This is a genomic window from Flammeovirga sp. AWQ4_249 (assembly GCF_056161045.1).
Genome location: NZ_JBSWYJ010000009.1, coordinates 46515 through 59106, shown reverse-complemented (window position 1 = coordinate 59106; position 12592 = coordinate 46515). Strand labels below are relative to the sequence as shown.

General features: G+C 34.5%; 10 protein-coding genes. 7 read left to right on the top strand and 3 right to left on the bottom strand.

From position 1 onward, the window contains the following. Nucleotide 1 precedes the first annotated feature (1 nt). The 3 genes from ACXAHM_RS09315 to ACXAHM_RS09305 all read left to right on the top strand — a co-directional run bounded on the left by ACXAHM_RS09315 (nucleotide 2) and on the right by ACXAHM_RS09305 (nucleotide 1356). The gene (locus tag ACXAHM_RS09315) at nucleotides 2-190 is read left to right on the top strand and encodes a hypothetical protein (protein WP_474960160.1); all 189 of its coding nucleotides are present in this window, start codon (nucleotides 2-4) and stop codon (nucleotides 188-190) included. A gap of 108 nt (nucleotides 191-298) precedes the next feature. Next, nucleotides 299-835, top strand: coding sequence for an archaeosortase/exosortase family protein (locus ACXAHM_RS09310; RefSeq protein WP_474960159.1), 537 nt, complete (start codon nucleotides 299-301; stop codon nucleotides 833-835). After that, the gene (locus tag ACXAHM_RS09305) at nucleotides 835-1356 is read left to right on the top strand and encodes a hypothetical protein (protein WP_474960158.1); all 522 of its coding nucleotides are present in this window, start codon (nucleotides 835-837) and stop codon (nucleotides 1354-1356) included. The genes ACXAHM_RS09310 and ACXAHM_RS09305 overlap by 1 nt, the downstream gene beginning before the upstream one ends. A gap of 212 nt (nucleotides 1357-1568) precedes the next feature. Here ACXAHM_RS09305 and ACXAHM_RS09300 read toward each other — a convergent pair whose 3' ends face one another. From ACXAHM_RS09300 to ACXAHM_RS09290, 3 genes are all read right to left on the bottom strand, one after another. Continuing rightward, nucleotides 1569-1949 (bottom strand): helix-turn-helix domain-containing protein, encoded by a 381-nt coding sequence (locus ACXAHM_RS09300; RefSeq protein WP_474960157.1) that lies wholly within the window; start codon nucleotides 1947-1949, stop codon nucleotides 1569-1571. Nucleotides 1950-2107: 158 nt separating this feature from the next. Beyond that, nucleotides 2108-2458, bottom strand: coding sequence for a hypothetical protein (locus ACXAHM_RS09295; protein WP_474960156.1), 351 nt, complete (start codon nucleotides 2456-2458; stop codon nucleotides 2108-2110). Beyond that, on the bottom strand, nucleotides 2445-2831 hold the full coding sequence (locus tag ACXAHM_RS09290) for an ISAon1 family transposase N-terminal region protein (RefSeq protein ID WP_474960155.1): 387 nt from the start codon (nucleotides 2829-2831) through the stop codon (nucleotides 2445-2447). Before ACXAHM_RS09290 ends, ACXAHM_RS09295 begins: the two co-directional genes overlap by 14 nt. Before the next feature lie 207 nt (nucleotides 2832-3038). Here ACXAHM_RS09290 and ACXAHM_RS09285 point away from each other — a divergent pair, with 207 nt between their 5' ends. From ACXAHM_RS09285 to bglX, 4 genes are all read left to right on the top strand, one after another. Next, nucleotides 3039-5933 (top strand): T9SS type A sorting domain-containing protein, encoded by a 2895-nt coding sequence (locus tag ACXAHM_RS09285; RefSeq protein ID WP_474960154.1) that lies wholly within the window; start codon nucleotides 3039-3041, stop codon nucleotides 5931-5933. Nucleotides 5934-6056: 123 nt separating this feature from the next. Then, complete coding sequence (locus tag ACXAHM_RS09280) at nucleotides 6057-7718, top strand: sulfatase family protein (RefSeq protein WP_474960153.1); 1662 nt, start codon at nucleotides 6057-6059, stop codon at nucleotides 7716-7718. A 76-nt stretch (nucleotides 7719-7794) separates the two neighbouring features. Next, nucleotides 7795-10275 carry a glycosyl hydrolase family 28-related protein gene (locus ACXAHM_RS09275; protein WP_474960152.1) on the top strand — a complete coding sequence of 827 codons (2481 nt, stop codon included), beginning with the start codon at nucleotides 7795-7797 and terminating at the stop codon, nucleotides 10273-10275. 47 nt (nucleotides 10276-10322) lie between these two features. Further along, nucleotides 10323-12563 carry a beta-glucosidase BglX gene (bglX, locus tag ACXAHM_RS09270; RefSeq protein WP_474960151.1) on the top strand — a complete coding sequence of 747 codons (2241 nt, stop codon included), beginning with the start codon at nucleotides 10323-10325 and terminating at the stop codon, nucleotides 12561-12563. Nucleotides 12564-12592 lie beyond the last annotated feature (29 nt).

Below are 12592 nucleotides of genomic sequence, written 5' to 3'. Positions count from 1 at the left end.
CATGAAAATAAAAGCACTCTTCCTAGTACTATTCTTTAGCAGTATTACAACAATTTTATTAGCACAAACTCCACCTTTACCTCCAACACCTGCTGGAGTGCCTATTGATGATGGTGGATATGTACTTCTAGCCTCAGGAGCTATTTACAGCTATTATAAGTTTAAACAAAAACGCAAAAAAGCAGAATAATAGCATAGCTTAATATTACTCACATAGGAGTTGTTACAAAACTAGTACTTAAAAGGTCTTAATCACCTAAGGTTTTGTAACACTCCTCTTACTTTAATTTAAAGTATTATGAATATTTCCTACGTAAAAAACAGATATGATAAAGCGACAATTCTGCAACAATTTATCTTTAAAGGCATAGTTCTATTCCTATTTTGGGAAATAGCCTATGGGATATTTATAGGTCCCCATCAAGTAGTTGATCATTCACTTGTGGATGCGGTAACTTATATGAGTTCATTTTTACTAAATGTTATTTTTGACTCTTCAGTAGTAGAGGGCAATGTAGTAACACTTAACGGTATTAAAGCTGTTTTTGTTGGTATAGGCTGTAATGGCTTGCAAATAGAAATGCTTTTTTTAGGTTTTATCATTGCCGCTCCAGGTTCATTAAAACACAAAATATACTTTGGTTTAATGGGGTTAATTCTTATCTATTTTACCAATGTATTTAGAGTCATGATACTCGCTTACAACTTTATTCAGTCTCCCACTACTTTTGATTTTAACCATAAATACACCTATGCTTATGCCGTATATGGTGTTATTTTCTGTCTTTGGATGCTTTGGATTAATAAATTTTCAGGACTAAAAAATAAACAATAATGCGGGTTTTTACTAAATTTATTTCATTATTACTTTGGGTTTTCATTGTTTACTTTTGTTTTGATGTTCAAAAAGATACTTCTCCATTTTTTGACGATGCAGCTTCAGTATTAATCAGTTTTTCTTTTATTCAAACTGTTCTTGAGGTTTTCCAAAACATGGGGTATCAATCTGTACGAATAGAATGGTTAGCAACAAAACTCTATTTCATCACAATAATTATCAGCAATTTCACTATTGTAGCCCTTTTCTTCACAAACAGAAAAGCGACAAAGAGACTCTTTTATGCCTCTTTTACATTAATTATTATCAGCTTTATATTTAGTATAATTAGTAGGATAACAGGGAATTCTTATTTTCAACATTCAGCTTATTCTCTACTTACTATCATTATTTACCCCATAGCACCTCTTTTATTTATCCCTATTTTCTACATGTTATCACTTGAAAAAAAACATCTTACTGATGTTGAAATAAGAAAAAATTGCCGTTACAAAAAACTTTCCACCAAAAGTGCATGATAGCTGAGTATAAGACAATTTCGTTTTACGCTTTTAAAAAAGGAGAGGCTTTGTAGACACTTTACCTTTTTCTTACTCTAAAATACTAACAACTGTGACAATTTAATAACTTCAAAATGAAATGAACATGAAAGGAAATTTTTTTACACTCACTATTGATAGCTCAGATGATGACTTTTTCTCTTTGGGCACAAGACGTAGTCTATGATTTTTCAATTGATAATCAAGGCTGGACTGACTATAATGCAACGGATAAAACAGTTCACCTCGTAGATACTTATGTAGATTCTAAACTTTATGAAGTGGCTTTTTTTCAACTCCTTCGCATAATAAGGTAATTTTCCTTTCAGATGTTCATAAGTAAGTTCCTTATACATGGGATTTCCAGGATGAAAGTAAACTTCAAGTTCAGGAAGCTCCATTGTTAAAAGCTCAACAATACTTTTCGGACCTTCATTAACTTTATGAAGATAACTTTTTACGGTATTTTTACTAATACCTAATGTTCTCGCGATAGGTTTAATACCTTGCCCTTGATGATGTAAAGTCAGTAATTGTTTTATACTACTCATATCTTTTGGTTTTCCTGCCATACCTCTCTGATGTTAGTGAAATTCACTACAAGAAAGCTAAATAAAAGTATTGAAGGGGTCAGTATACTCCATCACTTTTATAGTAATTTTGAGGGGTCAGTATCTGCCATCGTGACATGAGCTATTATAGCTACATTAAGCCTGTTTTTGGGGGCAGCTTAGTCCATTGTATCCACATTATCACGCTGATCTTTTGGTATTTCTTTAAGAACTTTTATTACATCTTCAGATTTTACACCTTCAACCAAGGCGATTAAACTGCCTTGTTTTCCTCCTGCTAGTTTATTGGTGGCAATCGTATATAATTCTCCATTGGATAAAGAAGTTTCATCAATACCTATCGAGGTGGAAATATTTTCAGGAAAAAAAAGGTTATTGTCATCAGAGTGTTCATTTACCCATTCAGTAAATTCACTCAAATGCTTTTTATGACTTCGAAGAAAATTAGAGCTTTTAACACCATAGAAAGTAGAAAGACGTTGGCTACTTATGGCTTCAGTATCGAGCAAGTGCTTTTAAAAAAGACGCGTACTCTTCAGACATATGTGTTCCTTTTGCTACTAATTTCCAATCTCTTGACAATTTTAAATGATTATCTTTTTCTGCCCATCTACGACGTTTTACGATCAACTTTACCTTTTTGCCACGAATAGGGAAATCTTCAATTGTCTTAGGCTTATGAAAACCTCTTTTCTGGAGTTCTAAATGTGAATATTCTACAGGAGGAATATCTTTTTCTTTTAAATAAATTTGAAGTTCTGTGGAACTGTTGGTGTAGTCTTCTATTTCGAAGTAATCTAACATCCCTTCTGGGAAAAACAAGGCTAATAAATCATCATTCATAATGATGACAAAGATAAAAATATTATGCGGTTTGCCCACTTTTTGTTATTGACCCATAAAAAGTTGTAGAAGTATTGTTATATAATTAGTATTACAAATACAAATAACTTTAACTTCATAAAAAAACATTTTTGTTGTAGACACTTTATAGTTTATTCACTCTTGTTTATAAATATTACTTAAAAAATATATTAATGAATTAATGAAATGAACATGCAAAAAAGAATTTCTACACTAATATTTTTTATGGCTCAAATTTTAAGCTTCTCTCTTTGGGCACAAGACGTAGTCTATGATTTTTCAATTGACAATCAAGGCTGGACTGACTACAATGAGACAAGCAAAGTAGTTCAGCTTGTAGGTGACTATGTGGATAAAAAACTTTATGAAGTGGCTTACGTGGATATTGAAGGAGAGGTGAATCAGAATGAATTGAATAGAATTGACATTGTAGCTTCTAATTCAGGAGCCAATACAGCTTACGAATTTATTGTTTATGATAAAGGAAGTGCTGTTGTAAATGATGGTGTAAGGTTTGCTTTTACAGTACCTTTTGGAGCTGTCAACGAAACAATTTCAATCTACTACAATAATCCAGATTTAACAGATAATTTACTGGAAAGAATTGGGGTTAGAGCAGCAGGCGCTGAAAGTGATGTAGATCTATCTATTTCAAAAGTGACACTTGTAAACACTTCATCAAGCAATCTAGATATTGTGTATGATTTCAACTCAAAAGCAGCTGTAAATCTTACAAATGCGACAAGTGGAGCCAATGAAAGTATGTCAGCGAATGGAGAGTTGAAGGTTGATTTTGTAGGTGGTTATGATAGACTCATTTTTACGTTACCAGAAGCATTAGATCAAAGAATTTATAATCAAGTCAAAATAAAGATCAATAATAATGGCGGTCATTCTAAATGGGATATACTTAAATTTAATGCATTTGAACCAGCAGATTATGCTACGGGTGATGCGAATTGGGAGAGAAGTGATTTTGAAATATCTACCAATAATGAGTTTGTTACTTATACGATCAATATTCCTCAAAACGCCAACCTTACAGACAATCAATTCAAAGGATTTGGATTAAGGTTACAAAATAGTCAAGTTGGGTCACATTCAGTATTGATTGAGTCAGTGACTGTTGTGGCTAATGAGAATGGCTATGTTTGGAATTTTGATGAGAACGGTAATGTTGAAAACTGGAAGCCGCAAGGAGCGTCAACATTAACTCATGGAGGAGATGGTACGATTAGTTTAGGATGGGATAATGGTAATGCTTCTCCAGAGATGAGAGTATCAGATTTACATTACACTGCTGAAGATTACCCAGTCGTACAATTGAAATTAAAAAATAATACGCCAACCGCTGATGATATTACATTAGTAGCTCAAACTGATGCTGGTTTTGCTTCTGTGACATTTGTAGCAACAGCAAGTGATGCTGAATTTCAAACGTATAGCGTTGATTTATCTAGTAGATCTGCATATACAGGATTGGTTTCAAGTTTAAGGCTGAAAGGCGTTACAACAGGAGTAGCAGGAAGTATTGATGTGGATGAAGTTAGACTGCTTGCAAAAAATGAGATATCAATGGATGCAGGAACGTATGTAGATTCAGAAAATGGGCTAACTTATTTAAACGAAGAAGCTTATTTAGGAAGTGATCTAACAATTTTAGGAAGCGCTACTTCTGGTTTACCTTTACAGTATAAATTAGATGAGGCTTCAGTAGGTAAAGCCACAATTACAGCATCGGGTGTACTTACTCCTTTACAAGGTACAAGTGGTGTGAAGGTAATTGTAAGTAGTGTAGGTAATGATCAATATGCGGATGCAGAGGAAGTATCTTTCTTTGTGAAATTGAACAAAGGGCAACAAAGCATTACATGGGACCAAGATTTGACAGGGTTTACTTACACAGGAGCTGATCAAGAAGTGGTTCTAACTGCCGATAATGGTATTGAAGAATCAAATATTTGGTATAGTGTTAGTGATTATTCTGTAGCTAATGTTGAGGACGGAGTATTAATCATTAAAAATGCAGGTAGTATTACTGTTACAGCTAATGCTCCTGGTACAGATAGTTATGAAGCAACAACATTAGAGAAGGAATTAATAGTAGCGAAAGCCGATCAAACGATTACTTTTACTCAACCAGAAGATCAAGAAGCTGGAGTTGAATTTGATCCAGGTGCGACATCAGATTCAAACCTTCCGGTTTTTTATACGACTTCAGATGAAACAGTAGCTTATGTGACAGAAAGTGGGTTGATCAAAACTGTTAAAGCAGGAACAGTGACGATTACAGCAACTCAGCCTGGTAATGATAATTATAATGCAGCTACAGTAGAGCCTTCATTTGAGATTAATATCTTAAAAGGGAGCCAAACGATTACATTTGAGGATGATTTATCTTTACTTTTCTACGGTGATCCATCTGTAACACTAACAGGTTATTCTAATTCAGAATTAGCAATTACTTATACGGTCGATGATCCAGCTGTTGCCACTATTTCAGGAAACGAATTAACAATTGTTGGTTTAGGAACTACAACGATTAGGGCAAACCAAGCTGGTGATGATAATTTTACAGCGGCAGAGGAAGTGACAAAAACAATTACTGTAAGTAAAAAAGATCAATTCATTACTTTTGATCCAATTGATAAGGTAGCTGTTGATACGGACCCATTTGAATTGGTTGCCACAGCGTCTTCTGAGCTAGAAGTTTCTTTTGTAAGTTCAAATACTGAAGTAGCTACAATTTCAGGAAATACATTAACTATAGTAGGAACTGGAAGCACTGTTATTACAGCTTCACAAGAAGGGAATGAATTTTACAATAGTGCTCCTGAGGTAAGTATAACATTAATAGTAGATGAAGTATTGTCAATTGGAGATAATGTTTTTGTAAAATCATTAACTGCATATCCAAATCCAGTCAATGATTTTATGACGATAGATGGCTTAATGGACAAAGCACAAGTAGCTGTTTATACTGTAAATGGTAATATTGTTTTAAATACAGAATTATTACCAAATGAAGCTCTTGACCTTTCAGGTTTAACAGCAGGCGTGTACATGATTAAAGTACAAACAGAGAAAGATTTAGGAGTGATTAGAGTGTTAAAAAAGTAGACTAATATATACTACAAACAATCTTATTTGACTATAATATAATACCCCTCTATTCTCAATTGAGAAAGAGGGGTTATTTGTTCACTGGCTTGATATATGATTTATCATAATAATTTATAAAAAATGAAACAATTATTTTTAGTTCTACTTTTATTTTTGAGCTATACACTATTGGGGAATGATCGCCCAAACATTGTATGGATTACTTGTGAAGACATCAGTCCTTTGCTTTCTATGTATGGAGATAAGACAGCAAACACTCCAAATTTGGATGATTTGGCAGCAAGAGCAACCGTTTATACTCAAGCTTATGCAACAGTAGGTGTATGTGCGCCTGCAAGATCTTCTATTATTACAGGTATGTATCCAATTTCTATTGGAACAATGCACATGAGGACAGCGAAAGATGTAGCTTCATGGGGAAATAGAGTGTATAAGAAAGAAAGTGAGGCGGTAGATATAGATGGAAATGTAGTACCCCAATACAGTGTAGTGACGCCTGAAAAGGTGAAATGTTTTACAGAATACCTACGTCAAGATGGATACTTTTGTACGAACAATAGCAAAACAGACTATCAGTTTGCTGCCCCTGTTACTGCTTGGGATCAAAATAGTGCAACAGCACATTGGCGAAATCGTAAGGAAGGTCAACCTTTCTTTTCTGTGTTTAATATTAATGTAACTCATGAATCAAGAATATGGAAAAATAAAGATAAACCACTTACTGTAAATCCTAAAGAGGTTCCATTACCAGATTATTTTCCAGATACAGAAACAGTTCGTAATGATGTGGCTAGAGTTTATTCAAACATCGAGCTTATGGATCAAGAATTAGGTTTAAGGATCAAAGAGTTAGAAGAAGCGGGTTTGTTGGAGAATACAATTATCTTTTTCTTTAGTGATCATGGAGGTCCATTACCAAGAGGAAAAAGAGAACACTATGTTTCAGGACTTAATGTACCCATGATGGTAAGTATACCAGGACAAAAATCTTATTTTGATCAACAGATGGTTTCTTTTGTAGATTTAGCACCAACAGTATTGTCATTAGCAGGAGTAGAAATACCAGAACACTTACAAGGAAGAGTATTTGTAGGTGAAAACTCTTCTAATGATCCAAAAATGATTTTTGGCTCAGGAGATCGATTTGATGAGTTTTCAGATAGATCAAGAAGTATTATCACAAAAGATTTCGTTTATGTAAGAAACTACTATCCTAATCTACCATCCTACAAAGATGTGGCCTATAGAAAGAATATTCCAATGATGAATGAATTGATAGAAATGCATGAATTAGGAGAGCTTAATAATAATCAAGACTATTATTTCAGAAAAGAGAAAACGAAAGAAGAATTTTATGTGCGATCTAGTGATCCTTTCAATCTTAAGAATAAAATAGGTGAGAAAAAATATCAGCGTCAAATAGCCAAATTGAGAAAAGAAATGGATAAGTGGTTGGCTGATGTAGGAGATAAAGGAACAATACCAGAGAGAGAATTTGTGGAAAGTTTTTGGCCTAAAGGAATTCAACCTCAAACCAATCAACCTGTAGTTTCAATTAATAAAGGAACGGCAACTATTGTATGTGATACTCCTGGTAATTCAATTGCTTATTTATTAAGTGATCAACCAATGACACCAAATCTTGATTCAGGATGGCAATTATATTCAAAACCTGTGACATTGAACGATGCTAAATACATTTATGTGTTAGCCAATAGAATAGGGTACAAAGATTGTGAAGTGTTAGAGGTGAAATTGGAAGGACTAAAAGAAGGGAAATAATTTAGGTTTTTCATTTCTTTCTGTAGACTATTACGGTAATAATGTCTCATATATATTGAATAACATAAAAGAATGTATGATGAAATTATTACTCAAGTATTTACTCTTTTTATTACTATCGTTATTGCATATTTCTTACTCTCAAGCACAAACATTGGTGCATGTAAGAAATACAATTCCGTATTCAGAATTCAATGCTAGATTGAAAGAATATGTAGATAATAATCCCGAAAAAGCACATAAAGGAATCATTGATGTTACTGCATCTCCTTATAATGCAAAAGGTGATGGTAGTACAGACGATACACAAGCTTTACAAAATGCGATTGATGATGCTTACGAGTTTAACTTTGTCACTTTTTTACCGGCTGATAAAATCTTTATTCTATCGGATCAGTTAGAACTTGTAAGCGTCCTAGAGAGTCGTAAGTTTTGTCACAAATTTGTAGGATCATCCAATGGCAATAAACCCATTCTACGATTAAAGAATGGTAGTACAGTCAAGGATAATATTTTAGTTTATTTTCGACTTAATAGTCCAAACAAAGGAGATGCACCAGCAAGTCATTATGGAGCTATTTTCCGTAATATTCACATTGATATGGGTAATAACCCTGAGGTAACGGCACTATCAATGGCAGGAGCACAACATTGTGCCATTGAGGATATAAAGATTTATGGAGAAGACTTTAATACGGGAATCTTGAATTTACCAGGTTCTGGAGGAGCTACAGTGAATGTTCATGTTGTTGGAGGAAATATTGGGATTCATCAAAATCAATATAGAGATAACCCTACTATTGAGGGGTTAGTATTGGAAGGTCAAAAAGAATATGGTATCAAACATGAGATTACTAGAGGACCTTTAATCATTTCTGGTTTTAAAATCACTGGCCCTAGTGAAGGAGCTTCGGGTTACCAAGGTATTTTTCTAGATAAAAAATGGGGAAATGTATCTCCCTCAGGAGCACTTGTACATGGTGTGACTGATTTGTGTTTGACTGATGGTAGTATTGAAGTATTTGGAGCAGAAGATGTGGGGATATCGAATGGGTCACAAGATCTTACATTAGTAAATGTATATTTCAAAGCCCCAATAATGGTGGAAAATGGAGTAACTACTGAACCTTATTCAAGTGTTGAAGGAAGTTTGACACAATGGAAGAAAGTCAGCCGATTACTATTTACCTCTGCGATAGATATGGCATCTGTTGTAGCGGAAGGTTTGCCAATTAATGATCGTATAGCCAACTATGAATATGTGGGGGAGATTGTAGATGAATCGCCTAGTGAAGAGTTATACATGAAGCACTCTTATGATGCTGCTGACATTCCAGATTTTGATTCGCCTAATTTATTAGATATATCTGTATTTGGAGCTACACCTTTTACTGAAAACAGTGATGATGATGATGGTATTGCTATTCAAAAGGCATTGGATGAAGTAGTTGACCCTCAAAGTGAGCACTATGGAAAAACAGTTTTTGTACCTCGTGGTTATTTCGATATTACTACTCCACTGATCGTAAGAAAAGGAACTAAACTGATCGGAGCAGCAATGAATATTTCATCTATTCAGCCAAAGGAAGTTTGGGACAATGGATTGGGTGCAATAATTACAACAGAAGATACACCGGATGGAAATATAGTACTTAGTGATTTTGGTATTCTCGGATTCTTAAGAATGACTTATTTAAGAGTACAAAGTGGAAATACAATTGTTAGAGATCTTAGTACGGAAGATCAGTATCGTTATTTCAATAATGGTGAAATCTCAGCTCCCACATTGAAAAGGAAAAATGAGCAGGATGAACCATATATTGATTTTTGTAATAATGCTGGCGGTAAAGTGTATCATTTATCGTTAGATCATATACACATAAAAGATAGAGGTGCACTCGCTACGCCTTCGCCAGGTTATTACTTAGTTCGGGTAAAAGACACTCATCATCCATTGGATATGTATCAGGTAAGTGCTGAGTTTAATCCTAATTCACCACAAGTAATGGTGGAAAATGTAAGCAATTTTTCAATGTATGGTTTTAAATATGAAGGAGAAACTCAACTTCTCAATATTGAGAATTCTGACCATGTAAAAATCGTTGGGGGTGCAGGAAATTATGATTTGATTCAAGAACATGACCAAGGAATGGTAGTCATTAAAGACTCTTATGATGTTACTCTACGTAATTTAACGAGAGCGAGTAAGAAAGAAGAGGATCTCAATAAGCCTTGGGTAGTTGAAGATGACGTGGATAAAGCTTCTGGACTATATAGTCTTTTATGGTATGAAAACGATAAGGTACGACCTGAACCAAAAGAACCACTTTCATCTGCTAATGATGAAATAGCAGATATTAAGGTTTACGCTTACCAAAATCAAATTAAGATTGATTGTCAGGAACCTACTACTACAAGGGTTTTTGATCTAATTGGGCAGTTAGTAGTGCAAAGCAATGATAAAAAGATAAGTATTCATCGTAAGGGACTATATATAGTTGTTGTGGAGAGACAAAACCATTTGCCCTATGCTAAAAAAGTCTTTTTACATCAATAGAATATAAAGAGACTGTAAAACCTGAATGATAAAAGTAAATTAAACTAATGAACAAACTATATCAATATATAACAGTCGCAGTTGTTGCCATCTTGTTATCGGGTTGTGAACCCAAACAAAAGGCTGGAATTGAAGGGAAAATAGAAACAATTCTTAGCCAAATGACTTTGGAACAGAAGATAGGTCAGATGCAACAAACCTATATTCGAAATAGAATCACTGAGGTTCCAGAATCGATCAAAGAAGCCATTAGAAAAGGAAAGTTAGGTTCTATTCTAAACGCAGGAAGTCCTGATATGATTGCAGAAATGCAGAAAATAGCCATTGAAGAAAGTCCACAAGGAATTCCATTGATCATTGGTAGAGATGTAATTCATGGATTCCAAACTATTTTTCCAATTCCTTTGGGGCAAGCTGCTTCATGGAATAGAGAAATTGTGAAAGAAGGTGCGAGAGTAGCCGCTGTAGAAGCTTCAGAGGTGGGTATTAATTGGACTTTTGCACCGATGATAGACATAAGTAGAGATCCCAGATGGGGGCGCATTGCAGAGTCGCTTGGAGAGGATCCTGTATTAAGTGCTGAATTAGGTTTAGCAATGGTAAAAGGTTTTCAAGGTGACTCTCTAACTGGTAAAAACGGTAGTATTGCTGCTTGTGCAAAACACTTTATAGGTTACGGAGCGACGGAAAATGGAAAAGATTACAACCCAACGTTTATTCCAACTAACCGATTATGGAATGTCTATATCCCTCCATTTAAAAAGGCTATTGAAGGAGGATGTGCTACTGTAATGACGGCTTTCAACGATATTAATGGAATACCCGCATCAGGAAATAAGTTTTTGTTGAAAGATGTATTGAGAAAGAAACTAGATTTCGATGGTTTTGTGGTAAGTGATTGGCATTCGATGCCTCAAATGATATCACAAGGTTACTGTAGAGATACAACGCATGTTGCTGAAGTCAGTAGTAATGCAGGCCTTGATATGGAAATGGTTAGTAAAGGTTATGCAGATCATTTAACAGAATTAATAGAACAAGGGAAAGTATCAGAAGCTTCAGTTGATCAATCTGTAAGAAATATCTTAAGAATTAAATTTAGATTAAATCTTTTTGATAATCCTTATAAGGGATTACCATCTCAATCTTCAATGTTGAGTGATCAGCATAAAAAAGCGGCTGCAAAAGCGGCAATAGAAAGTGTTGTGATGCTTAAAAATAACAATGGAGTATTACCTATTTCGAACGATAAAAAAGTGGCTGTGATAGGTCCATTAGCAGATAACAAAAAAGATCAATTGGGATGTTGGGTTTTTGATGGAGTAGTAGATGAAGCAATAACGCCATTATCAGCCTTGAAAAAAGAATTGGGTAACAAGGTAAAATATGCAAAAGGGTTAAATTCACCAAGAGATTTTAATAAAGATCAAATAAATACAGCAGTCAGAGTAGCAAAAAGTGCAGATGTAGTGGTGATGTTTTTAGGAGAAGACGCTATTCTTTCTGGAGAAGGACATAGTAGATCGATTTTAAATCTACCGGGAGCACAAAAGGAATTAGTACAAGAAGTTGCCAAAGCAGGAAAGCCAATTGTAGCAGTATTAATGGCAGGAAGACCTTTAGTATTCGGAGACTTAGAACCTTATTTTGATGCGATCTATTATGCATGGCATCCCGGTACTATGGGAGGTAAGGCGATATCAGATTTACTTCTTGGTAAGCAAGTACCTTCAGGTAAATTACCTGTGACATTTCCTCGTACAGTTGGACAAATCCCTATCTACTATTCATCAATAAGATCAGGAAGACCTGCCAATGAAAAAATGTTAGGTATTCCGACAGGTACACCTTTAAATCCTGTAGGCTTGTCTAACAATTATTTAGATGTATCTGTAAAGCCTGCCTATCCATTCGGCTTTGGTCTTTCTTATACCACTTTTAAATATTCATCATTAGAAATGTCACAAAATACGATGACTAAATCTGAGCATATTCAAGTGGAAGTAACAGTCAAAAATATCGGTGAATATAATGGAGCAGAGGTAGTACAATTGTACATCAAAGATCATGTTGGCTCTTTAATGAGACCTCAATTAGAATTGAAAGATTTTAAGAAAATTCATTTAGTACCTGGAGAATCAAAGAAAGTAAGTTTCGAAATCACTCCAGAGATGTTAAGTTTTTATGATAGTAATGGAAAGGCTCAATTTGAAAAAGGAGAGTTCACTATATATATAGGCAGTAGTTCTGCAGATTTAAAAAGCGAAAAAAATATTTCTGTGTTATAAGATTGGTAAGAGCTAAACTAAAGTCTTTT